Annotated in this window: 21 protein-coding genes; 3 read left to right on the top strand and 18 right to left on the bottom strand. The window is 59.7% G+C overall.

The genetic code is table 11. The annotated features are described in order from the left end of the window. Window positions 1–16 precede the first annotated feature (16 nt). From tatC to NQ014_RS02435, 9 genes are all read right to left on the bottom strand, one after another. Window positions 17–1243, bottom strand: a complete 1227-nt coding sequence (gene tatC, locus NQ014_RS02395) for a twin-arginine translocase subunit TatC (RefSeq protein ID WP_257073518.1) — start codon at window positions 1241–1243, stop codon at window positions 17–19. An 18-nt stretch (window positions 1244–1261) separates the two neighbouring features. Then, window positions 1262–1585 carry a Sec-independent protein translocase subunit TatA gene (gene tatA / locus NQ014_RS02400; protein ID WP_005510726.1) on the bottom strand — a complete coding sequence of 108 codons (324 nt, stop codon included), beginning with the start codon at window positions 1583–1585 and terminating at the stop codon, window positions 1262–1264. Between the two features lie 74 nt (window positions 1586–1659). Further along, a complete protein-coding gene (locus NQ014_RS02405) occupies window positions 1660–2691 on the bottom strand; it encodes a YafY family protein (protein WP_257073522.1) in 1032 nt (343 codons plus the stop codon). Further along, window positions 2691–3719: a WYL domain-containing protein gene (locus NQ014_RS10955; protein WP_257073525.1), complete on the bottom strand. Its 1029-nt coding sequence runs from the start codon at window positions 3717–3719 to the stop codon at window positions 2691–2693. Before NQ014_RS10955 ends, NQ014_RS02405 begins: the two co-directional genes overlap by 1 nt. Window positions 3720–3763: 44 nt before the next feature. Next, on the bottom strand, window positions 3764–5224 hold the full coding sequence (pafA, locus tag NQ014_RS02415) for a Pup--protein ligase (RefSeq protein ID WP_257073770.1): 1461 nt from the start codon (window positions 5222–5224) through the stop codon (window positions 3764–3766). 69 nt (window positions 5225–5293) lie between these two features. Further along, the gene (locus NQ014_RS02420) at window positions 5294–5488 is read right to left on the bottom strand and encodes a ubiquitin-like protein Pup (protein WP_070831931.1); all 195 of its coding nucleotides are present in this window, start codon (window positions 5486–5488) and stop codon (window positions 5294–5296) included. Between the two features lie 60 nt (window positions 5489–5548). Continuing rightward, window positions 5549–7126 (bottom strand): depupylase/deamidase Dop, encoded by a 1578-nt coding sequence (dop, locus tag NQ014_RS02425; protein WP_257073527.1) that lies wholly within the window; start codon window positions 7124–7126, stop codon window positions 5549–5551. Continuing rightward, complete coding sequence (gene arc, locus NQ014_RS02430) at window positions 7119–8696, bottom strand: proteasome ATPase (protein ID WP_246819667.1); 1578 nt, start codon at window positions 8694–8696, stop codon at window positions 7119–7121. Before arc ends, dop begins: the two co-directional genes overlap by 8 nt. 109 nt (window positions 8697–8805) lie before the next feature. Further along, window positions 8806–9648 carry a tRNA (adenine-N1)-methyltransferase gene (locus tag NQ014_RS02435; RefSeq protein ID WP_257073532.1) on the bottom strand — a complete coding sequence of 281 codons (843 nt, stop codon included), beginning with the start codon at window positions 9646–9648 and terminating at the stop codon, window positions 8806–8808. A 107-nt stretch (window positions 9649–9755) separates the two neighbouring features. Between NQ014_RS02435 and NQ014_RS02440 the strand changes: the two genes are divergently transcribed. Continuing rightward, window positions 9756–10643 carry a RecB family exonuclease gene (locus NQ014_RS02440; RefSeq protein ID WP_049170646.1) on the top strand — a complete coding sequence of 296 codons (888 nt, stop codon included), beginning with the start codon at window positions 9756–9758 and terminating at the stop codon, window positions 10641–10643. Between the two features lie 178 nt (window positions 10644–10821). On the opposite strand, the gene NQ014_RS02445 is transcribed toward NQ014_RS02440, so the two are convergent. From NQ014_RS02445 to NQ014_RS02465, 5 genes are all read right to left on the bottom strand, one after another. Next, window positions 10822–12135 (bottom strand): anaerobic C4-dicarboxylate transporter, encoded by a 1314-nt coding sequence (locus tag NQ014_RS02445; RefSeq protein WP_257073535.1) that lies wholly within the window; start codon window positions 12133–12135, stop codon window positions 10822–10824. Window positions 12136–12174: 39 nt separating this feature from the next. Next, entirely contained in the window at window positions 12175–13623 is a 1449-nt protein-coding gene (gene aspA, locus NQ014_RS02450) for an aspartate ammonia-lyase (protein WP_257073536.1), read from the bottom strand. A 296-nt stretch (window positions 13624–13919) separates the two neighbouring features. After that, complete coding sequence (hisG, locus tag NQ014_RS02455; RefSeq protein ID WP_257073537.1) at window positions 13920–14765, bottom strand: ATP phosphoribosyltransferase; 846 nt, start codon at window positions 14763–14765, stop codon at window positions 13920–13922. Between the two features lie 14 nt (window positions 14766–14779). Continuing rightward, window positions 14780–15043 (bottom strand): phosphoribosyl-ATP diphosphatase, encoded by a 264-nt coding sequence (locus NQ014_RS02460; RefSeq protein ID WP_005510825.1) that lies wholly within the window; start codon window positions 15041–15043, stop codon window positions 14780–14782. Window positions 15044–15065: 22 nt separating this feature from the next. After that, the gene (locus NQ014_RS02465; RefSeq protein ID WP_257073538.1) at window positions 15066–15749 is read right to left on the bottom strand and encodes an HAD family phosphatase; all 684 of its coding nucleotides are present in this window, start codon (window positions 15747–15749) and stop codon (window positions 15066–15068) included. 155 nt (window positions 15750–15904) lie between these two features. Here NQ014_RS02465 and NQ014_RS02470 point away from each other — a divergent pair, with 155 nt between their 5' ends. Then, entirely contained in the window at window positions 15905–16810 is a 906-nt protein-coding gene (locus tag NQ014_RS02470) for a thioesterase family protein (protein WP_257073539.1), read from the top strand. 30 nt (window positions 16811–16840) lie between these two features. Here NQ014_RS02470 and metH read toward each other — a convergent pair whose 3' ends face one another. Genes metH through NQ014_RS02490 form a run of 4 tightly spaced genes read right to left on the bottom strand, consistent with a single transcriptional unit; the run spans window position 16841 to window position 23215 of the window. After that, window positions 16841–20500, bottom strand: coding sequence for a methionine synthase (gene metH / locus NQ014_RS02475; RefSeq protein ID WP_257073541.1), 3660 nt, complete (start codon window positions 20498–20500; stop codon window positions 16841–16843). A 49-nt stretch (window positions 20501–20549) separates the two neighbouring features. Continuing rightward, entirely contained in the window at window positions 20550–20957 is a 408-nt protein-coding gene (locus tag NQ014_RS02480) for a hypothetical protein (protein WP_257073544.1), read from the bottom strand. 2 nt (window positions 20958–20959) lie between these two features. Further along, window positions 20960–22315 (bottom strand): cysteine--1-D-myo-inosityl 2-amino-2-deoxy-alpha-D-glucopyranoside ligase, encoded by a 1356-nt coding sequence (mshC, locus tag NQ014_RS02485; protein ID WP_257073546.1) that lies wholly within the window; start codon window positions 22313–22315, stop codon window positions 20960–20962. Window positions 22316–22333: 18 nt separating this feature from the next. Next, window positions 22334–23215: an undecaprenyl-diphosphate phosphatase gene (locus NQ014_RS02490; RefSeq protein ID WP_040361409.1), complete on the bottom strand. Its 882-nt coding sequence runs from the start codon at window positions 23213–23215 to the stop codon at window positions 22334–22336. Between the two features lie 133 nt (window positions 23216–23348). Here NQ014_RS02490 and NQ014_RS02495 point away from each other — a divergent pair, with 133 nt between their 5' ends. Beyond that, a complete protein-coding gene (locus tag NQ014_RS02495; protein WP_257073548.1) occupies window positions 23349–24284 on the top strand; it encodes an aldo/keto reductase in 936 nt (311 codons plus the stop codon). Window positions 24285–24369: the final 85 nt, after the last annotated feature.

Below are 24369 nucleotides of genomic sequence, written 5' to 3' on the forward strand. Positions count from 1 at the left end.
AGTGTCATAAACCGCGCTAGAGAACATCATCAAAGTCGCTCGTCGGACGATTTCGCAAGTCCTGCGTCGGCGTTGGAGTCTCCGGAATCACGCCTTGTGGCCGCGGTGGACGCGAATTGCGAGTCGGGCGCATCTGGGATGTCCGCGTCGGCGTCGGCGCGTTCACTGGCGTCGGGCCAGAGACCGGCGAGGTCGTCGGGGCCGCTGATGCCGTCGGCATGCCGCCCGGCTGAATCGACGTCGGCGCACTTACTGAAGTCGGGGTGTCAATGCCGCCCACATCACCGATACCGCCGGCGGAGCCAATCGGGCCAGAAGCCGTAATCGGTCCGGAGCCTTGCTCGTCATCGATGTCCAACCATTCCGGTCGCTCATTTGCTTTACGACGGTCATTGAGACGACAAATCTGGATTGCGATTTCCACCAGCAATGTCAGTGCCGTCGCCATTGCGACCATAGATATTGGTTCCTGGCCCGGAGTCATGAAGGCTGCAAAGATGAACAGCGACATGATGATGATGCTGCGTTTGTCCTTGATGCTCTCGTAGGTAACGACACCGGCCATGTTCAACATGACCAGGAAAAGCGGAACCTCAAAGCTCACGCCAAAGCAGACGATGAGCGCCAAGAGGAAACCGAAGTATTGCGAACCGGTGAGTGCAGAAATTTGCGTTTCTTCACCAATCTGGAGCAAGAACTCCAGGCCGATGGCGACAACGAAGTACGCCAGGACGGAGCCCATGACAAACAGCAGTGCTGCTGCAGTAACTACTCGGCGCGTGGTGCGGCGTTCTCTGCGCACCAAGCCGGGAGTGATGTAGGCCCAAATCTGGTAGAGCCACCATGGCGACGACATCACCAGGCCAGCTAGAGCGCCGACCTTTAGTCGCAGCATGAACATTTCAAACGGGCTGGTCGCCAGCAGACGACACTCCGCACCTTCGCCGCCGCCGAGTCGCATCTCGGGTGGAAGCTGACAGTACGGATCCTTGAGCAACTCACCCAAGGACTTAAAGTGCAGAGGACCGACTTCGGTCGAGGTAAACGGTATGCGGAACTGGCCAATGGTAAAGGCGGTCTGATACCAGATAAAGCCCACAACAGTGCCAACGGCAATACCAGCGAGGGCGAGAACAAGGCGGCGTCGGAGCTCTTGAATGTGCTCGACAATAGTCATCACGCCCTCGGGATTGCGCTTACGCTGGCGCTTCCGAGGACGTGATGTGGATGTAGCTGAAGTCACGCTTCAACCGGCCTTCTACTACTGTTGCGGCTGGCCAGGGTTGTTCTGGCCAGGCTGGGGCTGGTAAGGCTGCTGGTACTGCTGCTGCGGCTGAGCCTGCGGAGCCGGCTGCTGGTACTGCTGCTGCGGCTGGTACGGCTGCTGCGGCTGGGCCTGCGGAGCCTGCTGAATTGCAGCCTGCTCCTGCTGCTCGTCATCGTTGCGCATTTCCTTGACTTCGGACTTGAAAATACGCATGGAGCGGCCGAGCGAACGTGCGGCATCCGGCAACTTCTTTGCACCAAAGAGCAAGACAAGAACGACCAGGATAATGATGATTTCCCAGGGACCTAGGTTCGGCATCCGCTTAGAGACCTTTCAAATGAATACAAATACAAGTGGCAAGTTGCCACATCGTGCGCGATTAAAGCTTTGACTTAAGCCTTGTCGTTTCGACCATACTCTGCCAAAGCTTCGCAGGCTCGCGCAACAACGGCGTTTTTCAATTTTAAGGGCTCAGTGACTTGTACGCTCGGTGAACGGCGGAGCACAAAGGAGACTGTTGCGGCCAAGTCGGACATCGGCACGTCAGCAGTAAACTCCGACTGCCCTAAGCCTTGGTCAGAGACCAGTTCGGTATCCTCTTCTTCCCCCTCATCTTCGGTGAAAAAGACCGGTTCATAGTCTGCGATCCAGGTGGCATCGGCGTCGATAAGCACACTCGCCCATTCGGACGTTCCTGTTTCCGCACCAAAGGCGTGGGGATCACGGATATCGACAGGCTCTGGGCGGTGGAAACCGGCGGGAGTGTCGAGGACCTCGGCGGCCTCCAGGCGGTCGACGCGAAAGCTCTTCTGACGGTTGTCTTCCTGCGCTCGGTCGACAGCGCGGAGATACGTCGTGGACTCAACTGTATAAACGTTGACACAGTCAAGCTCACGGACTGTAACCTGCCCTGAGGCATTTCGGTAGCGCACCTTTAACACCTTGCGCTGATGCAGCGCGGCATAAATCTGCTCTGAAAAGGAAAAGGCCTTGCCATCCTCCGCGGCGGTCGAGTCAATGATGGGAACGTTCGTCCCCAGAGCGCTGCGCAGTTTCGTTGCGGCCGTCTGCGCGGCCTCGGAGGAAGCGGTGGCTGCGGAGTCCTCGATGGTTTCCAGGATGAGCAGCAAGGTCGCGGTCTCTTCGGCTGTGAGCGCACGTGGCTGGCTGAGCACCGTTGCCTGAGGGCGAATGCGGACGTCAAAGCTGTTTCGGTAATCAACTTCAAACGCCCGCACTCCGAGGAGTCCCGGCTGGTCGATATCGGCAATCTGCTCGACGATTGCCCGAATTCGGGCGAAAGGGATAGCCAGCTCGGTAGCGGCCTCTGTCATTGAACGGTGCTGCGAAAAATACGGTACGACCGCCAATAACTCGTCTACGCTGACGTTCGCGTCTAGTTCCCGGGCTGCATGCACGGTCATTAGTTGCCCTCCAAAGCGTTCTTCGTACCATTGATTCCGCCATGGCGGGCGAGTACCTGCTGCAACCGAGCAATAATTTCCGACCGTGCCTCTTCAGGCGATTCCACAATCAAATCCGGTGCGTAACTCAAACCTGTGGACACAATCTCACTGACAGGTGCCGCTGGCAGCTCATAGCGCCCAACCCCCAGCGGGGTCGCTTTCATCACCACATCTGCGCAGGTATTCGGCGCAATACGAACAACCGCCTGATACGTCTTCCCACCGCGGTACAACATGTCTTCCGCGATTTGTTGCAAGTCACCATCGGGCATTGGCTGTGTCGCTGACGTCCCCGGATCCGAAACATCGCGGATACGGCTGAGCCGGAACATACGCGCCGCCTCACGCTGCGGATCAAAGCCCAACACATAAAAGCGCCCGCGCAGGTTGATCAGACCCCACGGCTCCAGCATGCGCAGTTCATCATCCACGCCGTACTGTCGGGAGTACCACATCTCCACTGTTCGCCGCGGCGAAGTCATCGCGGTCAGCAGCGTGCTGAAATCCGCCCGACTCATATCCACCGCATCGGCCACCACCACCGACTCATCCGGCTTTGCAATGGCGCTGCGCTGCGCAAACGATGCGAGCTTCCGCCACGCCGCCACAGCCGTCGAGCTCAGCTCCTCCGAACCAAACGCCGCATTCGCCGCCTGGAAAACCACGGAAGCCTCCGCTTCAGTGAACTCGGGGTCGTGCTGGGGCCACCGCAGTCTGTTCAGGCGTAGGCGCTTGACCTTATCGCCCGCGCTTGACGACGAAACCTCCACCGGGACCCCGGCTGCCAGGAGCGCCGCGGTGTCCGCACGTAAATAACGAGCCCGGGAATCCTCGGAAACACGGGAGTAACCCTCGACATGTTTGGAGATCCACGACTCGCTGACCCACCCGGTGTCGTCGGCAAGCGCCAACAGCAGTTGAACCTGACGTTGGTTCTCACTGATTGCAGCGGATCCGGGGCTTTCCGATACCGGTGGGACAGACACGTCTGTGGGGCTCCTTTTCCTGGGGGCAGTTTCCGGGGACGGAACTAGTTTTCCGGATCCGTATCCGAGGTCTTCTTCGCGGCCGTCAGAATCTCGATCATCTCATTGACTTCATCGTTTTCCGTGGCAAAGGGGTCGCCGAGCATGGTGGAGATGGGATCGTCGCCGGAGATCTTCAGGTGTGTCCAGTCCACTACGGTCTTCAAGCTGGAGTCTTCAGCGGCAACGAGGAAATCGCCGCGCAGCTTCGCACGAGTAGTTGGCGGTGCGATGCGGACTGCCTCAGCGACCTGCTCATCGGTAATCCACCGGGAGGCAATACCACGGGCTTCCAGCGCGCGGAAGATGCCTCGGCCGGGGCGGATATCGTGGTAGGCCAAGTCGATTTGATGAAGCTTGGGGTCCTCCAGTGTTAGACCACGGTCCAGGTAGCGCTTCATGAGCGAGTACTTAATGGCCCAGTCAATGTCGTGCTCAATGAGAGACCAGTCACCGGTTTCCACGGCATCCAGCGCGCGACCCCACAGCTCGACGATGCGGCCCATTTCCTCGTTGGACGTGCCGGCACCGGCAATGCCCTTGTCCTCATTGACCATGTTTTCTTCGCGGACCTTCAGCCACTCCGTCGCAGCGTCCAGGAACTCGCGCTGAATCTGCAGCGCGGTGGCAGTTTCACCACTGCGCAGTGGAATCTCGGCTTTGCCCGTCATATCTCGGCTCACCGCACGGATGGACTTGATCTCGTTGGCGACCTCGAAGTCCGGCAACTTCACGCCGGCCTCAATCATCTCCAGGACCAGCTGAGTGGAGCCAATCTTGAGCGCAGTCGTCGTCTCACTCATGTTGGAGTCGCCCACGATGACGTGCAAGCGACGGAAACGGTTGGAGTCCGCGTGTGGCTCATCGCGAGTGTTAATAATCGGCCGGGAGCGCGTCGTTGCACTGGAGACACCCTCCCACACATGATCCGCGCGCTGCGAGAAGCAGTACTGAATCGGATCGTTGTGATACGGCGAGGTTGGGTACGGCAGGAAAATCTTCCCCGCCCCACAAATGAGCTGTCGCGTAACCAAGAAAGGTAGCAGCAGCTTGGACAGGGACTTCAGTCCCAGTTCACGTCCAACCAGGTAGTTTTCGTGACAACCGTAGGAGTTACCGACGGTATCAACGTTATTTTTCAGCAGGTAGACCTTGCCACCGATGCCCTCGTCGGCAAGCTCTGCTTCAGCCTTTTCAGCGAGTTCATTCAAGATGACCTCGCCCGAGCGGTCGTACGCGACCAGCTGCGAGACCGAATCGCACTCAGCGGTGGCGTACTCCGGGTGGCTTCCGACATCGAGGTACATACGACCAGCATTAGGGGTGAAAATGTTGGTTGCCCCGTACTTGGCGATCACCGGGCGGAACATGTAGCGGGCAATCTCATCCGGCCCCAGGCGGCGCGAGCCATCCAGCGTCAGAGTGATGCCGAACTCGGTCTCAATGCCGGTGATGCGTCGGGTCAACGCCTGTGCCGGTACCGGTGTCGGCGTTGCTTCCGGTTCCTGCTGCCCTACCTGCTGGTCAGTCACTTTTTACTGGCCACCCTTCTGGACATACGAACGCACGAACTCCTCGGCGTTGTTCTCCAGCAGACCATCAATTTCGTCCAGCAGGTCGTCAGCAGCTGCAACGTGCTCCTGAGCCTGACCGCCGCCAGAGACCTCGCCGAACTCTTCCTCGTCGCCTCCGCCGGAACCGCCGCCGAAAACCTGAGTGTTACCAGCCATGATTTTTCTCCTTCAAGAAAAACTTTTGAGTATTACTGCCTATTGCTGCACTATGCGTGCCTATTGTTCGCGGATAGCCCCGAGCGTACGCAGATGCTCGACCACCTCGGCCACTGTTTCCGCAGACTCCAACACGTCACCGCATTCTGCGGCAGTGAAACCGTCAACTTCATCCAGCGTAATGTAGGCCAGCGTGATTCCAGGCGATTCCACGTCACGAGTGCTCCGATACACCCCCGCGGTGTCCACCACTAAGCTGGTCCAACTGCCCGCGACGACGTCCTTGCCGAAGCGGCGCAGAATGCCACCGCGCACATACGCACGCGTGGATTCCGGTGCGTATTCAACCGCGTGGTCGACTTCTTCCTCGGTCACGAGCGTGCGCATCGAACCGCGGCGCACCAGCGCGTGGTACAGCCCACGGGCCGGATCAATATCCGAGTACTGAATATCAATCAACGCCAACTTCGGGTGGTCCCAGCCCGCGCCCAGGCGGGTACGCAAGCCCTCCATGAGGTTGTATTTCGCCACCCAATCCAGCAGGTGGGCTGCCTTGCGGGGGTCGTCGGAAAGCACGTCGAGCACTTCACGCCAGAGCTTGACGACGTCGCCCTGCTGGTCGTAGCTCTCCACGCGACGCAGGTACTCGTACTGCATTTCAACCGCGGACATCCAAGTGACATGGTCCGCCAGTTGCAGCTTCTCGGTGCAAGTCAGGTCTCGGGAGACCATATGGACCGCCTCGACGGGGTTGCGGAGCTGCAGGTCGTCGAAACGCACGCCGTCCTCGATGGCGTCAATGACCAAACCTGTGGTGCCCAGCTTGAGGAAGGTGGCGACCTCACTCATGTTGGCATCACCGATGATGACGTGCAGGCGGCGGAAACGATCGGAATCGGCGTGTGGTTCATCGCGGGTGTTGATGATGCCGCGGTTCAAAGTAGTCTCCAGCGAGACCTCAGTCTCGATGTAGTCCGCGCGCTGCGAAATCTGGAAACCCGACTCCTGCCCCGTCTGCCCCAGACCTACGCGACCAGCGCCCGTGAACACCTGGCGGGTGACGAAAAACGGCGTCAGACCGGCGACGATGTCATCGAACTCTGTTTCTCGGGAGAAAAGGTAGTTCTCGTGGGCGCCATACGAGGCGCCCTTGCCATCGACGTTGTTGCGGTAGAGCTTCAGCATCGGACCTGGATTGCCCTCGGCATCGGTGGCTTCGGCGGCAAGCTGAGCTGCGCGCAGCATAATCTTGTCCCCTGCACGGTCGGCGATAACCGCTTCGCGGGCAGTTGCCGTTTCCGGTGAGGAGTACTCGGGGTGCGCGTGATCGACGTAGAAGCGAGCACCATTTTGCACCAGCAGGTTTGCAGCGCCGACGGCGTTGGGGTCAACAATCGGCGGCTGGTGGTAGCGGCGCAGGTCAAACCCGCGGCTGTCACGCAGTGGCGACTCCGGTGCGTAATCCCAGCGGATGCGTCCCGACAGGCCCTCCTCCTGCTCGTGCGCGAAAGCCAGCACGGCCTGCGTGGAGGTGAGAATTGGGCTGACATCCGGGTTGTCCGGGCTGGAAATGCCGTACTCAATTTCGGTGCCGAAGAAGCGGTTCGGCTGTGCAGAACCGGCGGCGGAATTAGCCATGACGAATCACCTCGACAGAGGCAACGCGCGCCGCTGGACGACCGGAGATGCGAGCCCACTCATCCGGGTTCGAGGTGTTCGGCAGATCCTCGTTCTGCGCGAACTCCTCCGCCACTGCAGACAGCAGGTGATCCAAGCTAATACCAGCCTCGCCGCCGGCGATAACCGACTTGATGGCGGACTTCTTCGCGCGGTCGACGATGTTGGAGATCATCGCGCCGGAGTTGAAATCGCGGTAGTACATAACCTCGCTGGTGCCATCTGCATAGCGGATCCGCACGTACTCGTTTTCTTCCGTCTTGGCGTACATCCGCTCTACCACCTGGTCAATGAGGTGTGCGACATTCTGCTCCACCCCACCGCGCGCTTCCACCTCGGCTGCGTTATACGGCAGCTCAGGGGTCAAGTACTTGCGGAAGATATCCTTCGCCGCAGCCTCATTCGGGCGCTCAATGCGGATTTTCACATCCAGGCGTCCTGGGCGCAGAATTGCCGGGTCAATCATCTCCTCGCGGTTGGTGGCACCAATCACGATGACGTTTTCCAGCCCTTCCACACCGTCAAGTTCGCTGAGCAGCTGCGGGACCACTGTGTTTTCCATATCCGAGGAGATACCCGAACCACGAGTGCGGAAAATCGAGTCCATCTCATCGAAGAAGACAATAACCGGCTTGCCATCCTCGGCAATGTCGCGAGCGCGGTCAAAAATCAGGCGAATCTGACGCTCCGTCTCACCCACGAACTTGTTCAGCAGCTCCGGGCCCTTGACATTCAAGAAGTACGATTGCGCCCGCTGCGCCTCCGCCTCGGTCTTACCCCGGGATAGCGCAATCTTGTGCGCCAACGAATTAGCCACAGCCTTGGCGATCAGCGTCTTACCATTGCCGGGAGGCCCGTAGAGCAGCACACCCTTCGGTGGACGCAGGTTGTACTGCTCAAACAGTTCTGGCTGAAGGAACGGCATCTCGACGGCGTCGTGAATCTGCTCAATCTGACTGTCCAAACCACCGATATCCGTGTAGGTGACATCCGGTACCTCTTCCAGCACCAGGTTTTCCACCTCGGACTTCGGAATGACCTCAAACGCATAGCCCGACTTGCGGTCAATCATCACCGAGTCCCCCGGCTTCGGCGACAAATCCCCCGCCAGAGACACCACGAATTCCTCACCGTGAGTATCCGAGGCCAAAATGCGCTCCCGATCCGGCAGCACCTCACGAACATTGGCGATATCGCCGCTTTCCGGATAACCGCAGTCCTCCACGATTATCGAGCCCTCATTCAGACGCACCTGCGCGCCCGGCCGAAGCGCCCGCTCATTAATCTCCGGCTGCACCCGCAGGCGCATCCGTCGATTTCCGGTAAATACCTCTGCGGTGCCCTTCTCCGGCCCCGGCTTAAGGAAAATACCGTACGTGCTAGGCGGCTCCAGCATGTCCTCCATGTCTTGGCGCAGTAGCTCAAGCTTGTTACGGGAGTCCCGCAACAGCTCAACCAGGCGATTATTACGAATGCCGAGGTTGTAGTTCTTCTGCTCAAGATCACGGATTTTGTCAGACGGCGTTGTCATGTATCCCAGATTACCCATAGGGCCAGATGCCGTTGGCGCTTGGTCGATTTAGACCGTGTGTCGCATCACGCTTTACGACGGCTACACCTCCCAGCGCGAAGCGGCGGGTCTAGAGCTTCTTTTGATTTCGTCGCTGTGGGCGCGGAGGCACCGTGCCGTCGGCAAGCCTGCGTGCCCACACCAGGAATGCGGTATGCGCCTGCATACGGTGCGCCGGGCGGACGGAGAGATCCTGAACATTCCAGTCGCGGACCAGGGATTCCCAGGCGCGTGGTTCGGTGAAGCACTTCTGCGCGCGGATGCCCTCCATGACCTTCATTAGCTGCGGAACGGTGGCGACATAGACCATGAGCACGCCGCCAGGCTGAAGCACCTTCGAAACGGTGTCCAGGCATTCCCATGGAGCGAGCATGTCCAGAATGACTCGGTCGACCGGGCCGCCGAGCGACTCGACGGAGGCCTCGTTGAGATCGCCCAGGCGCAGGTCCCAGTTGTCGGGCTTGTGACCCATGAAGTCGACAACGTTGCGTTCGGCGTGCTCGATGTGGTCCTCACGGACCTCATAGGAAATAAGCTGCCCGTCAGCGCCGATGGCGCGGAGCAGGTTGAGGCTGAGCGCGCCGGAGCCAGCGCCGGCCTCCAGGACGCGCGCACCTGGGAAGATGTCGCCCTCGACGATGATCTGTGCGGTGTCCTTCGGGTAAATCACCGCAGCACCGCGCGGCATGGACAGGACGTAATCGACCAGCAAGTGACGCATGGCCAGGTAGACCGTGCCTTCACCGGAGGTGACGGTGGTGCCTTCCTTGGCACCGATGAGGTCGTCGTGGAGGATGGTGCCACGGTGAGTGAAGAACTTGCCACCCTCCTCGAGGATGACGGTGAAGTGGCGATTCTTCGAGTCAGTCAGCTGGACTCGGTCGCCGACCTGGAATGGTCCGCTCAGTGCCATAGGTGTGTGGGCTCCTTTTTGGGGTTTGGTTGTGGTCGTGTCGGGTTTGGTTGGGTCGGGTTGTGTCGGGTGCAGCCAAATCCGGGCGGTACTCTAACCTGGCTAGTATGCCCGACAATGCCCAAAGTTCTAAGTCAGCAGTTCAACCTTCCCGCCGCTCTAAGTTGGCGCTGTCGCCGTCGAGAGCTAATGATTACCGCCAGTGCCCGTTGAAGTACCGGTTCCGTGCGATCGACAAGATTCCGGAGCCGTCGACTGTCGCGCAGGTCAAGGGCACGTTGGTACATGCTGTGCTCGAACAGATGCATGCCTGGCCCCGTGAAGAACGCACTTACCCAGCGGCGGTGAAGCGTCTGAAGCCGACCTGGGAGGACATGCGTGCAAAGGACGAGGAACTGATTGAGCTAGTTCCGGAGGATGATTACTACGACTTCCTGGTCGAATGCCGCGGCCTGCTCAAGGGGTATTTCATGATGGAAAACCCCATGGGCTTCGATGCGGCCGAGATGGAAAAGTTCGTTCAGCTGGTTATCGATCCGGATGCGGATCAGACCGTGCCGTTGTCGGTGCCGCTTCGTGGTTTTATCGACCGCGTCGATATTGCCCCGACTGGTGAGGTCCGGATTGTCGACTACAAGACGGGCAAGAAGCCTTCTCCTCGCTTCCAGGATGAGGCTCTCTTCCAGATGCGGTTTTACGCGCTGGTGTGGTGGCGGCTCACCGGTCGTATCCCGGAACAGCTGCGGTTGATGTACCTGAAGGTTGCCGATGATCTGGTGCTGAGTCCCAACGCGACAGAATTAGAGGCCTTCCAAGCGGAGATTGCCGACTTGTGGTCGGCGATCGTGCGCGATGGCGAAAACGGTGACTTTGTACCGAAGAAGTCCAAGCTCTGCGGGTGGTGTTCTTTCCAGGAGATGTGCCCTGCCTATGGCGGGGTCACACCGGAGTACCCCGGCTGGCCGGGTGCCGTCGGCGATGGCGGCACTGAGTAAAAACTGCGGATGGCGGTGGCTCTCGCGGCGATGTTAGCTTTCGCGGGGTGCCACCGTTGGCGGTAACGGTGCCAGTAAAAGTTACTGACTAGGTTTATGTCAGGTGAATGGAATTCACCGCTTCGATTTTGTCATAAACCTAGTCAGTTTCTCTATGCGGTATTTTAGGTAGCCCCCACTACAAGAGCACGCTGCCGAAGACGAAACCAAACGTGACGGACAGGGCAATACATAAGGTGCCTGGGATGATGAACGAGTGGTTAAACACGTATTTGCCAATTCGGGTTGTGCCGGTGTCGTCCATCTCCACCGCGGCAAGGAGCGTCGGGTAAGTAGGCAGTACGAATAGCGCGGAAGTTGCTGCGAAGGAAGCAATCGCAGTGATGGGAGAAACTCCCACCGCGAGCGCAGCGGGCATGATGGCCTTTGCAGTGGCAGCCTGCGAGTACAGCAAAGCGGCCGCGAAAAAGAGCACGATTGCCAGCATCCACGGCATCGTGGTCAGTAGGCTGCCGGACGCGGCCTTAATGTCGTCGATGTAGTGGTTGATAATTGTGGTTCCCAGCCACGCCACACCGAGAACACAGACGCTGGCGGACATGCCCGATTTGAACACCGGGGTGTTCAAAATGGTTGCCGCATCCAGCTTGCAGGCCAGCACGATAACGGTGGCGGCGGTCAACATGATTGACATGATCGCCTCGTTTCGTGGGAGCGTGGGGTCAGCGATGAGGCCGACCTGTTCAGTGCTGATGGTCGCATAGACCATCACCGCGAGAATCGAGAGTAGGAAAATCGCCACGGACCACTTGGCCGACTTGGTTGGCACGTATTCGCTCATCTGGCCACGTGGCTTAGAGACCAACCCCTTTTCCAAGCGGCTTTGATACTCCGGATCGTCGTCAAGCTCTTTGCCTAAGTGATTCGTGACAAAGGCGGTCGGAAGGATGGCGAGGAACGTCGAAGGAATGACAATCGCCAGGAGTGTGAGATAACCAACGCCGTGAGGTTCCATGAGCGAAGCCATGAGCACCACAGCCGCTGAAATGGGTGATGCCGTAATCGCCAACTGAGATGCGATGACCGCCACGGACAGCGGGCGGGACGGGCGAACGCCTCCCTCCTTGGAGACTTCGGCGATAACTGGGAGGGTGGAGAATGCGGTGTGGCCGGTGCCGGCAAGCAGGGTCATCAGGTAGGTGACAACCGGGGCCCAGTAGGTGATGTGTCGCGGATTTTTGCGCAGCAACCGTTCGGCAATGTGGACGAGATAGTCCATGCCTCCGGCCTTCTGCATAGCGGCAATTGCCGCAATCACCGACATAATGATGCCGATGACATCGAACGGAATGTCGTCTTTGGTGACCGGAACCCCGGTGATGCCCAGCGCCAAAACGCCCAGCCCACCGGCGAATCCGATAGCGATTGAACCAAGACGCGCGCCAAGGACAATCGCTGCTAGAACGATAAAGATCTGGACGGCAACTAACATGTGTATCTCCGAAAAGTCACTCGTTAGACATGTTGCCGCTTAGGACAGATCGTCGAGGCGAGACTCCCCTGCCACGTAGCGCTTCCCCCGGTATTCCGGGTGCATGAGGTTTTCGGTGCTCAGGACGTGGTTGAGCTCCTTCTCGTCCATTAGCCCGCGTTCGAGGACAATGTCGCGGACGGAGCGGCCAGTGCGAGCGGCTTCCTTGCCAACCATATCGCCCTCGTGGTGGCCAATGACCGGATTCAGGTAGGTCACGATACCGATGGAGTTTTCCACATAGCCGCGGCAAACTTCCGGGTTAGCGGTGATGCCGGTAATGCACTTGTCGCGCAGAGTGTCGGTGGCGCTGCGCAGCAGTTCAATCGACTCGAAGAGGCATGCACCGATGACCGGCTCCATCACGTTTAGCTGCAACTGACCGGCCTCGGCTGCCCAGGTCAGGGTCACGTCGTTGCCGAAGACTTTGAAGCAGGCCTGGTTCGCAACCTCTGGAATTACCGGGTTAACCTTTGCCGGCATAATCGAGGAGCCAGCGGCGCGCTCCGGCAGGTTGATTTCGTTCAGGCCGGCTCGGGGACCCGATGCCAGCAGGCGCAGGTCGTTGCACATCTTGGAAATCTTCATGGCCGCGCGCTTCAGGCATGCATGCACGCTGACGTAGGCGCCGGTATCGCTGGTGGCTTCAATCAGGTCCTTCGCAGAGGTCACCTTAAAGCCACTGACCTCACGCAGCGCCTGGGTCACGGCCTCGCGGTAGCCCGCCGGCGCATTCACACCGGTACCGATAGCGGTTGCTCCCAGGTTGATTTGCAGCAGGCGTGCCGACGCAGTTGCGATAGACTCCTGCTCTTCCTCAAGGTTGTGGGCAAATGCGTGGAAAGCCTGTCCCAGGGTCATGGGAACGGCGTCCTGCAGCTGCGTGCGGCCCATTGTGATGATGTCGTTGAATTCATCACCTTTGGCGTGTAGGGCCTCAACCAGGGAGTCGAAGTGCTTCTGCAGACTCAGCAGCGACATGTGGATAGCAAGACGGAAACCTGTTGGGTAGGCGTCGTTGGTTGACTGGCACTGGTTGACATCATCATTGGGGTGAATGACGTCGTATCGGCCCTTTTCCAGACCGAGCAGTTCTAGAGCGAGGTTAGCGATGACCTCGTTAGTGTTCATGTTGAGACTGGTGCCAGCGCCACCCTGGAAGACATCGATTGGAAACTGGTCCATGCAGCGGCCCTTTTCCAGGATTTCATCACATGCGGCGACAATGATGTCTGCAACATCGCTGGGCAGCGTGTGGACACGCTGGTTGGCGATGGCCGTGGCTTTCTTCACCATCACCATGCCACGAATGAATTCGGGCACATCGTTGATGGTCTTGCTGGAAATTTGGTAGTTGTCGATTGCACGCAGAGTATGGATACCGTAGTAAGCGTCTGCCGGAACCTCCATCGATCCGAGCAGGTCGACCTCGGTGCGTGTTGCGGACATGATGGACATATTCCCTTCTCGTAGGCGCAGTCTTATGAACCACAATTCGTGGCGCTGCTTCGTTACACCGTCAAAACTACAGCGCTGGCGCAGCTGCCGCTTTTCCGGCATAAGGGGACTATGTCAGTACGGCTAACGCCGTGCGCGCTTCTAGCGCCCATCTTACTACCTACGCCGGCGTAGGTGGGAGTGAAAATGCATTGGTCAGTTCCCCGTTCGAGATGGGGATCCATCTCGAAATGGGCTCCTACTTGAGAAGGCACGCCCCCTCACCCCTCGAGCAGGCCAAGTCTCCACTAAATACGCGCGATACGGATATTCGACGCCAAGATCGCCTCGGCACCAATCTTCGCCAGGGCATCCATGAGCGGGTTGGCCTCTGTCTTCGGGACTAGCGCGCGAACTGCTACCCAATCCTCGTTAGCCAGCGGCGACACGGTCGGGCCAGACAGGCCCGGGGTGAGCTTGGATGCCTCTTCCAGCGCAGACGCACGGATGTTGTAGTCAATCATCAAGTACGTCTTGGCATGCAGAATGCCGGTCATGCGACGCAGGAACACCTGCTGCTCCTCGGTGACCTCCACTCCCTTGCGTCCGACAACAACTGCCTCAGAGCTGACCAAAACATCGCCGAATGGCTTCAATCCCTGCTTACGCAGGGTACGGCCGGTGGAGACAACGTCGGCGATAACGTCGGCAACTCCCAAGCGGATGGAAATCTCCACTGCACCATCAAGGCGAATAACGGTGGCGTTAATGCCACGAGCCTTCAGGTCTTCGCGCACCAGATTCGGGTACGAGGTGGCAATGCGCTTGCCCTCCAGAGCTTCTACGGTCCATTCCTCATCGGCTGGAGCGGCGTAGCGGAAGGTCGAGGCGCCGAAGCCCAGATTCAGAACCTCATCGACCGGGGCCAGCGAGTCAGCGGCCAGGTCGCGGCCGGTGATGCCCAAATCCAGATGGCCGTTGCCAACGTAGATGGGAATATCCTTCGGGCGGAGGAAGAAAAACTCAATGTCGTTGGCTTCGTCGTGGATGGTCAGGCTCTTGGAGTCGCCTCGGCCTGGGTAGCCAGCTTCCTTCAGGATTTCGACTGCCGCCTCGGACAGTGATCCCTTGTTGGGCACGGCAATACGCAGCATGGTGTTGATTTCTCCTACAGGTACTTGTAAACATCCTCGGGGCTCAGCCCGCGACCGACCATGACCACCTGCAGCCAGTACAACAGCTGCGAAATCTCCTCTGCGAGGGCTTCGTCAGATTCATGCTCAGCTGCAAGCCAGACCTCACCGGCCTCTTCGACAATTTTCTTGCCCTGGAAATGCACACCAGCGTCCAGCGCCTTGACTGTGCCCGATCCCTCGGGGCGCGACTGTGCTTTTTCCTTCAGCTCTGCAAACAGGTCATCAAAGTTCTTCACCCGGTCTATTGTTCCATGTCGTCTACTCGCCCGCGAAAGCAGCCCGCAATAAGCCCAAATTCGAGGTATCTAAATTGCCCGAAATGAAGCGCGCCGGGGGTACTAACGTCTCCACATCAGCCTGCGAAACGCTCACATCCGGCATTGGATTCCACACCACCGTGCATCCCGCAGCGAGTGCAGAGCGCACCCCCGTTGAGGAATCTTCGATAGCTAGGCAGTCCTCTGGCGCAAATCCGGCGAGCTCTGCGCCACGTAAGTACGGATCCGGCGCCGGTTTGCCGTTGGCCACCTCATCGCTACACACTGTTGCCGCGAAGTGCTGCTCCCCCATGACATCAATGCAGGGTTGAGCCACGTGCCGACGGGTATTGGTCACCAACACCACCGGAATGTCAGCAGCTCGGGCCTGGTCCAAAATCTCCGGCACACCCGGGCGCCACTCCACCCCGTGCTCTAGAACCAATTCTGTGAAGCGGTTTTCGACGAATTGCGAGCCCGAGGCAAACAGCTCGTCGTCAAGCGTGCGTCCCGCATGATTAGCACAAATCGACAGTGTGTCCCAGAGCGTGTTGCCGACGCACTGCATGCGCAACTCCGGAGTCAGGCGACGGCCGACGAATTCCGAGAGGTCGTACGTGGCAATCTCCCACAGGGGTTCCGTGTTGATGAGGCTGCCGTCCATGTCCCACAAAATTGCTTTCACATCATGCGACTATGCCAGGCAATCAAGCATTTAGCGATTATGTCAGCAAAACCGTCGGATGAAGGTTTAGAGTTTCAGGAAGGAAAGTATGTTGCGGTGTTGCATGAAACCACCGCATGAACGTGTCCCGCGCGAATGAAAGGCATCGACTCGCTATGACAACCACTGAAGATTCGCTCGCCCAGGCTATCGACCAGCCCGAGGCGTATTTTATTCCGCTAGGCGCGGTCACCGAAGGCGAGCTCAGCTACGAGCGCTTCATGCCCACCAGCTTCACTTATGGGGCGTGGGGGCCGTTTCAGCACGGTGCGCCGCCATCGGCGCTGCTGACGCGCATGTTGGAGCGCCGCCGTCTGGAAAGCGCGGGAATGCGTATTACTCGCATCGCCGTGGATCTGTTGTCGGCTGTACCGTACACGGAGCTCCGCGCGCGGTCATGGGTCTCGCGCCCGGGGCGGCAGATCGCCAAGGTCGAAGCCGAATTGCTTGCCGACGTCAAGGGTGTCTGGCGCCCAGTTGCCACCGCGTCCGCATGGATGATGGCCACTGCGGATACGCGGGATATTGAGCGTGCATTCGACAAGCACGTGCCCGGGCCCGAGGAATGCAGTGCCGAGTACATTCCGCTTACCGACGACTGGAGTGGCGGCTACATCGAATCAATTGAAGCCCGCGCAGGGGCGACGGAAGAGCTGGCCGAGACGCAGATTCACTGGGTACGTGCGACTTACCCAATCGTGCTCGGGGAGGAGCCGACTGCGGTGGAGCGAGTCATGCAGGTAGCCGATACCGCCAACGGTGTCGGAGCCACGCTGAGCCCGCATCAGTGGGCGTTTATGAATACCGACTTAGTGGTTCACCTGCACCGACTCCCCCAGCTCGGCGCCTCGGAGAAGTCGGCGGAATCGGAGTCACAGCCGGAAGACGGCGGCTGGGTTGGCATCGCCGCCCGCGGTTCCATTGGGCCGGACGGAATCGGCATGACCGCGGGCGAGCTCTACGACGTGCACGGCCCCATTGGCCGGAGCATGCAGACCTTGCTGGTGCGACCGCAGGGATAAACCCGCAGAGCCCGCCCCAGCAACGCGAAGCTACACGTTGAAGTACTTCGCTTCCGGGTGGTAGAGCACGAACGCATCGGTGGACTGCTCTGGGTGCAGCTGGAGCTCCTCAGAGAGTTCGACGCCGATGCGCTCCGGCTGCAGTAGGTCAATCATGCCCTGACGGAAGGTCAGATCTGGGCAGGAACCATAGCCGAAGGAGTAACGGGCGCCACGGTACTTCAGATCAAAGAAGTCCTGGGTATCGTCGGAGTCTTCCGCGCCAACACTTGTGCCGTCGGAGAACGCGAGCTCGGAGCGAATGCGCTGGTGCCAGTACTCGGCCAGCGCCTCGGTGAGCTGCACGCCGATACCGTGAACCTCCAGGTAGTCGCGGTATTCGTTCTTGGCGTAAATATCGTTGGCGAAGTCAGCGATGGGCTGTCCCATGGTCACCAGCTGGAACGGCATGACGTCGGTCTGTCCTGCGGCGATGGCATCTTCGCGCGAGCGAATGAAGTCAGCAATGCACAGGAAGCGACCGCGCTGCTGGCGCGGGAAGGTCCAGGACACCACTGGCTCAGCCGCGGGGTCAGGCTGCTCCCCTTCCGCAGGTAGCGGTAGTACGTGGACGGTATCGCCCTCAGAAACTGCTGGGAAGTAGCCATAGACGACAGCCGCATGCTGGAGGATGTTCTCGGCGCGCAGGCGCTGCAGCCATGCGCGCAGGCGTGGACGACCATCGGATTCGACCAGTTCCTCGTAACTCGGTCCCTCGTCGCCGCGGGTGCCGCGCAGTCCCCACTGCCCCATGAACAGAGCGCGTTCGTCGAGGGTGGTCAGGTAATCGTCGAGGGGCAGGCCCTTGACAATGCGGGTTCCCCAGAACGGCGGTGTCGCAACGGGGACATCAGCGGCGACATCGGAACGCTCCGGCACCTCGGGGGCTTCAGCAGCAGCCTTGGCGGCGCGCTGCGCGGCGATGCGCTTGGAGCGCTCACGGCGGGCGCGGCGAGCTTCCTTCTTCTCGCGGGCGGCAATGGCCTCTGGCGAATTCTCGTCTGGGCCGAGGCCCTTCTTAGCTGCCATCAGCTCGTCCATGATGCGCAGTCCTTCGAAGGCATCCCTGCCGTAGTAGACATCGCCGTGGTAGAGCTCGGACAGGTCGTCTTCCACGTAGCTACGCGTCAGCGCGGCGCCGCCGAGCAGCACTGGGAAGCGGGTGGCATCGCCGGCGGAGTTGATCTCCAGCAGGTTGTCCTTCATCACCACAGTGGACTTCACCAGCAGGCCGGACATGCCGATGGCGTCGACATCCAGTTCCTTGGCGGCGGACAAAATCGTAGCAATCGGCTGCTTAATGCCCAGGTTATGCACGGTGTAGCCGTTGTTGGAGAGAATAATCTCCACCAGGTTCTTGCCGATGTCGTGGACATCGCCCTTCACCGTGGCCAGCACAATCGAGCCCTTGGAGCCCGTGGCATCCTCGGCATCCATAAAGCCCTCGAGGTAGCCCACCGCGGCCTTCATCGTCTCGGCAGACTGCAACACGAATGGCAGCTGCATCTGGCCGGAACCGAACAGGTCACCAACGGTCTGCATGCCGCGCAGCAGGTCCTCGTTGACAATCGCCAGCGGTTCCTTTTCCTTCATGCCCTCGTCGAGGTCAGCTTCGATTCCCGTGCGCTCGCCGTCGATGATGCGCTGCGCCAGGCGGTCGAACAGCGGCATGGCGGCGAGCTTCTCAGCCCGGGCGTCCTTCGCGTCAGCGGCGGAGACTCCTTCGAAGAGCTCCATGAAGACCTGCAGTGGGTCGTACTCCCCGTCGGGGTGTCCCACTTCACGACGGCGGTCGTACACCATATCGAGAGCGACTTCGCGCTGTTTGTCGTCGATCTTATTCATCGGCAAGATCTTGGAGCTGTGCGCAATGGCGGAGTCCAAGCCAGCCTCGATGCACTCGTTGAGGAACACCGAGTTGAGTACCTGGCGAGCCGCCGGGTTCAGACCGAAGGAGATGTTGGATAGGCCGAGCGTGGTGTGCACGTTCGGGTGGCGACGCTTAAGTTCGCGGATGGCTTCGATGGTTTCGATGCCGTCGCGGCGAGTTTCCTCCTGGCCAGTGGAAATCGGGAAAGTCAGACAGTCGACAATGATGTCCTGCTCGCGCAGTCCCCACGTGCCGGTGATGTCGGCGATGAGACGCTCGGCAATCTCAATCTTCTTGTCCTTCGTACGCGCCTGACCTTCTTCGTCGATAGTCAAAGCGACCACGGCAGCACCGTGCTCAACAACCTGGCGCATAATGCGCTGGTAGCGCGAGTCCGGGCCATCGCCGTCTTCAAAGTTCACAGAGTTGACCGCGCAGCGACCACCGAGGTGCTCCAGGCCAGTCTTCAAAACCTCCGGTTCCGTGGAGTCCAGCATGACCGGCAACGTTACCGAGGTGGCGATTTGGGATGCCAGGGTTGCCATGTCATCGCGACCGTCGCGACCCACGTAATCCACGCACAGGTCAATCATGTGTGCGCCATCGGTGACCTGACCTCGGGCGGTGTTAAGGCACTTCTCCCAATCGCCGGCCAGCATGGCCTCGCGGAAAGCCTTGGAACCGTTGGCGTTGGTGCGCTCACCAATCATGGTGATGCCGGTTGTCTGCGTCAGCGGGGCTGCCGAGTACAGAGAAGCAACCTCATCGATTGGCTTTGCGTCCGGATCCGTCGATGGGCGTGCTGCCTGAACAGCAGGGCCCTGCTCGGCGTAGGCCCCAGCACCGGTAATAGCATCGCGAACAGCGGAAACATGCTCCGGCGTGGTACCACAGCAGCCACCGACCATCGCCAGGCCAAACTCTTCAACAAAGCCGCGCAGCGCTGTGGCCAGCTCTGGGGCGGTCAGCGGGTAGGTCGCACCGTTCTTACCCAGCACTGGCAGCCCCGCATTCGGCATCACCGATACCGGGATGGAGGCGAAGTTGGAGAGGTAGCGCAGGTGCTCGCTCATCTCGTCCGGACCCGTTGCACAGTTCAGGCCAATCATGTCGATACCCAGCGGTTGCAGCGCTGCCAGGGCTGCACCAATCTCCGAGCCCATCAGCATGGTGCCTGTGGTCTCGACGGTCACGTGGACGACAATCGGAATCTTCTTCTCAGCCTGTCGCATGGCGGCCTTGACGCCGTTGACGGCCGCCTTTACCTGCAGCAAGTCCTGACAGGTCTCAATCAAAAACGCATCCGCGCCACCGGAAATCATGCCGAGTCCGGCCTCCGTGTAAGCGTCGCGAAGCTGAGCGTACGGAGCGTGCCCCAACGACGGCAGCTTCGTGCCCGGACCCAGCGAACCGAGGACAAAGCGTCGCATCCCCTCGCGCCCCGGCCCCATTTCGTCAGCGACCTTGCGGGCGATTGCGGTGCCCTTGTGCGCTAGCTCCTGGATGCGATCTTCGATGTCATAGTCGGCGAGGTTTGGGAAGTTGCAGCCGAAGGTATTGGTTTCCACCAGGTCGGCGCCGGCCTCGAAATAACGCCGGTGAATCGTCTCGATGATGTCGGGACGAGTGTCATTGAGAATCTCATTACAGCCCTCGTAGCCGAGGAAGTCCGCGTCAACGTCGAGGTCAAAAGACTGCAGCTGGGTACCCATGGCGCCATCGCCAATGAGTACACGGCTGTGCAGTGCGGTGAGGAACTCGGAAGAGTGGCGATCAGTCATGAATAGACACCTTAGTCTACTTTCATAACCGCGCCGTTAATCGGGCTGGTTATTCCATCTCAAAGTAGCTTTCCGCCTTCACCGCAGGCAGGCCCAAACCGACAGCCTTCGTTGCGGAATTGATAATCGCGAGAATCTCGTCGAGCTCCTCATCAAAAATCGAGCCACCGTGCTCATGCTCGATCGCAGCCACGCGCTGTAGGCAGTTCTCTACCGCCTGCGTTGCGGCTTCTTCTCGCTTATCGACGGCCAGTTCCGCCGCCTGATCAATACCAGCGGCGGCCTCACGGAGGGCTTCCCCGACCTGGTCGGCTACCGATTCGTCAAAAAGCGGCTCCCAGAACTCGCGTTCCTCGGGCTGCAGGTAGCTGCCGGTGGCAAACATGCGCAAATCGGCAACTAGCTTATCGATGTTCTCTTGCGTTACTTCGACAGCAGACAGATCTGAGTTGCTCATGCTCAAATTTTAACGCCAAGCAGAGCGTCCAGCGCGGCGGCAACGAATTCTCCGGCACCCGCTGCGCCGGTTACTGTGCCAGCATCTGCGTTGTTGCCGGTGGCCGAGGACCACTCCGCAGCCCAGGCATCGATAGTGTCCAGAGCAGCCGGCGTATCCAAGTCATTGGCCAGGCTTGCGCGCACATCCGCAACCAGTGCCGCTGCTGCGCTCACAGCCTTCTCATCGGAGGCAGTCTTAGTAGCGGCGCAAGCCGCACGCCAGGCCTCGAGACGTGCCTTGGCCGCCGCCAGCACTTCGTCCGACCAATCTCGATCAGCGCGGTAATGGCTGGCGAACACGCCAATGCGAATAGCGCTCGGGTCGACGCCGGCGGCCACCAGCTTGGAGACAAACACCAGGTTGCCCAGCGACTTGGACATCTTGACGCCATCCAGCGCAATCATGCCCGCGTGGACATAGTGGCGGGCCATACGCGCACAGCCAGTAGCGGCCTCAGCGTGAGCCGCCGAGAACTCATGGTGCGGGAACGCGAGATCCGAGCCACCGCCCTGAATGTCGAAGCTCTTACCCAGGCGGTTGGTGGCAATCGCCGAGCACTCAATGTGCCAACCCGGCCGGCCCGCACCAAAAGGAGCCTCCCAGCTTGGCTCCCCAGGGCGAGCGGCACGCCACACCAGCGCGTCCAGCGGGTCCTCCTTGCCCGGGCGATCCGGGTCGCCACCGCGCTCCGCGAAGAACTCCGCCATCTGCTCTGCCGAGTAATTGGACTCGTAACCGAAGTTCTCGGTGGCACTCTTGCGGAAGTACACATCCGGGTACTCGTCATCGGTGAGCTGGTAGGCCGAGCCATTTTCCAGCAGCTTCTCGACCATTTCCACGACCTCGCCTACGGACTCAATGGCGCCGATGTAGTCGCGCGGTGGAATCACCGACAGGTTTTCCATATCGGAGCGGAATAAATCGATTTGCGAGGTGCCCAGCTCGCGCCAGTCCACCCCATCGCGCTCCGCACGTTCGAACAATGGGTCATCGACATCGGTGATGTTCTGCACGTAATGCACCGAGTGGCCATTGTCCAGCAGCTGACGGTAAATCAAATCAAAGGTGAGGTAGGTTGCTGCGTGTCCCAGGTGCGTGGCGTCATAGGGCGTGATGCCACACACGTACATGGTCGCCTCCGGCCCCGCTTCCACCTGGGAGACTTTCTGATCCGCGGTGTCGTAGAGGCGTAGGGGTACCGATGTTGAGCTTTCGTCGTCAAGCGAATGCGCCTTACCTGTATTGCTGGCGCGGTTGAACACATCGAAGCGCGCGTCGCCGAGACTGGGAACCTGTGGTTGGGGCCACGAATGCATTAAATACTCACTACCTCACTAAACAGCGTTGATCGTGCCGAAGCCGAGCAACACCATAACAATCAAACCGACCGGGATGCGGTACGCGGCGAACCAAGCGAAGGAGTGGTTCGACACAAACTTCAGCAGCCATGCGATAGACGCATAGCCGACGACGAAGGCAATCAGCGTACCGATGGCCAATTGCGCACCACTAGCGGCCTGTCCCGCCGCAGGGTCAAACGCGTCTGGAAGTGAAAAAATTCCAGCAGCGAAAACAGCGGGGATAGCCAGCAGGAAGGAAAAGCGCGTTGCAACCTCTCGATCCAAGTGCAAGAACAGGCCGGCAGACACCGTACCGCCCGAGCGCGACACACCCGGAATGAGTGCCAGGCACTGCGCGAAACCCATGACGATGGCATCTCGCATGGTCAGCTCTTCATAGTTGCGCTCACGACGGCCGAACTTCTCTGCGGCGATAAAGACAAAGGAGAAAAGCACCAACACAGCGGCTGTAATCCAGAGATTGCGCAGGTTATCGCGGATGAGGTCCTTCCCCAGCACGCCGATGATGGCAATCGGCAGCGTACCGACAATCACCATCCAGCCCATGCGGTAGTTGAAACCGCGGGCTTCCTTATTGAACAGACCGGCAAACCAGCCAGTGAGGATCTGCCAGATGTCCTTGGCGAAGAACACCAACACAGCCAATTCGGTGCCAAGCTGCACCACAGCGGTGAAGGATGCGCCGGCGTCCTGGCCCCACAGCAGCTCGGAGACAATTCGAAGGTGCCCTGAGGAGCTGACCGGGAGAAATTCCGTCAGACCTTGCACTACGGACAGGATGATTGTCTGCGCCCAGGTCATACCGGTGCCGGCGGTATCGGCAGCAGTATCTGCTGAGGCGCTTAGTGTCGTCATGATAGTCACGGGTGTATAGGCTACTCGTCCGGTTTGTATTGTGGCTATAGCGAGGTTTCGGTGCGGCGATAGCGAGACCTCTCCCGTCGAACTTTTTCCCGCGACCGCACACGGGTGTCCTAAAGTAAAAATCGTGCAACAACGAATTCTGGGCAACAGCGGTTTACGCGTCTCCGCCTTGGGGCTGGGTACGGCCACCTGGGGTGCGGGTACCAGGCAAGACGAGGCCGGACGCATCCTGACGGACTTCCTCGACGCCGGAGGCAACCTTGTCGACGCTTCCCCACTCCACGGCGGCGACACTGTTGCCGACATGCTGGGTGCAGTCATCGCAAAGCGCGGTGTTGCCGACGAATTGGTTCTCTCGGTCGCATCTGGCATACACCCCGAGCGGCCCGTCGGCAGGCGCGTGGACTGCTCACGTAAGACACTGCAGAAGGACCTCGACGAAACGCTCGGACGCCTCGGCGTCGAACACATTGACCTGTGGTCGCCCGGCTACTGGGATGGGCTAACCCCACCGGAAGAGGTCGCCGACACCCTGGAATGGGCTGTGCGCACGGGGAAAGTACGTTACGCCGGACTGCGTGGATACAGCGGATGGCAGGCAGCGGTGACGCATGCCGCCGCGGATCGAATCGCCCCGGTGTTCGCACAGCATGAGTACTCGCTGCTCCAGCGAAGCCCTGAGGCTGAACTGCTGCCCGCTTGTGAGCATTTGGGGCTCGGCTTTATCGGTGGCGCCCCACTGGCCCAAGGCGTGTTGACCGCCAAATACCAGCACATCATTCCCGAGGACTCCCGCGCTGCTTCCGAACATGCCGACGCAGAGGTACAGGACTACCTCGACACGCGCGGCGTCACGGTTGCAGGCGCGCTGACCACCGCAGCCAAGGGGCTCGGCGTCAGTGCTGCCGTCGCAGCGATTTCCTGGGCGCGCGATCGGCCGGGCGTCACCTCGATCCTCGTTGGCGCTCGAGACCGCGCTCAGCTACGCGAAAACCTCACCGCCGAACAACTCACGCTGCCACCGCAGATTTGCAACGCGCTTGACGACGTCACGCTGTAATCAGTAACCGCATTCTTATAAAGACTTATAAGGCACAACGAATGCGAGAACTTCCCACGGCTGGAGGCGTCCACAAAGTAATCCG

Origin of the sequence: Corynebacterium sp. 5QC2CO, from assembly GCF_024580435.1 — a bacterium.
Lineage (GTDB): Bacteria > Actinomycetota > Actinomycetes > Mycobacteriales > Mycobacteriaceae > Corynebacterium > Corynebacterium jeikeium_D.

Excerpts from the sequence above, each read along its gene's own strand:
- tatA (WP_005510726.1), bottom strand. The coding sequence starts at position 1,585 with ATGCCGAACCTAGGTCCCTGGGAAATCATCATTATCCTGGTCGTTCTT.
- NQ014_RS02405 (WP_257073522.1), bottom strand. The coding sequence starts at position 2,691 with ATGACCGTGCATGCAGCCCGGGAACTAGACGCGAACGTCAGCGTAGAC.
- NQ014_RS02420 (WP_070831931.1), bottom strand. The coding sequence starts at position 5,488 with ATGGCTGGTAACACTCAGGTTTTCGGCGGCGGTTCCGGCGGAGGCGAC.
- dop (WP_257073527.1), bottom strand. The coding sequence starts at position 7,126 with ATGGCTAATTCCGCCGCCGGTTCTGCACAGCCGAACCGCTTCTTCGGC.
- arc (WP_246819667.1), bottom strand. The coding sequence starts at position 8,696 with ATGACAACGCCGTCTGACAAAATCCGTGATCTTGAGCAGAAGAACTAC.
- NQ014_RS02435 (WP_257073532.1), bottom strand. The coding sequence starts at position 9,648 with ATGGCACTGAGCGGACCATTCCAGGTCGGCGACCGAGTCCAGCTGACT.
- NQ014_RS02440 (WP_049170646.1), top strand. The coding sequence starts at position 9,756 with ATGCCCGACAATGCCCAAAGTTCTAAGTCAGCAGTTCAACCTTCCCGC.
- NQ014_RS02445 (WP_257073535.1), bottom strand. The coding sequence starts at position 12,135 with ATGTTAGTTGCCGTCCAGATCTTTATCGTTCTAGCAGCGATTGTCCTT.
- aspA (WP_257073536.1), bottom strand. The coding sequence starts at position 13,623 with ATGTCCGCAACACGCACCGAGGTCGACCTGCTCGGATCGATGGAGGTT.
- hisG (WP_257073537.1), bottom strand. The coding sequence starts at position 14,765 with ATGCTGCGTATTGCCGTGCCCAACAAGGGATCACTGTCCGAGGCGGCA.
- NQ014_RS02470 (WP_257073539.1), top strand. The coding sequence starts at position 15,905 with ATGACAACCACTGAAGATTCGCTCGCCCAGGCTATCGACCAGCCCGAG.
- metH (WP_257073541.1), bottom strand. The coding sequence starts at position 20,500 with ATGACTGATCGCCACTCTTCCGAGTTCCTCACCGCACTGCACAGCCGT.
- NQ014_RS02480 (WP_257073544.1), bottom strand. The coding sequence starts at position 20,957 with ATGAGCAACTCAGATCTGTCTGCTGTCGAAGTAACGCAAGAGAACATC.
- mshC (WP_257073546.1), bottom strand. The coding sequence starts at position 22,315 with ATGCATTCGTGGCCCCAACCACAGGTTCCCAGTCTCGGCGACGCGCGC.
- NQ014_RS02490 (WP_040361409.1), bottom strand. The coding sequence starts at position 23,215 with ATGACGACACTAAGCGCCTCAGCAGATACTGCTGCCGATACCGCCGGC.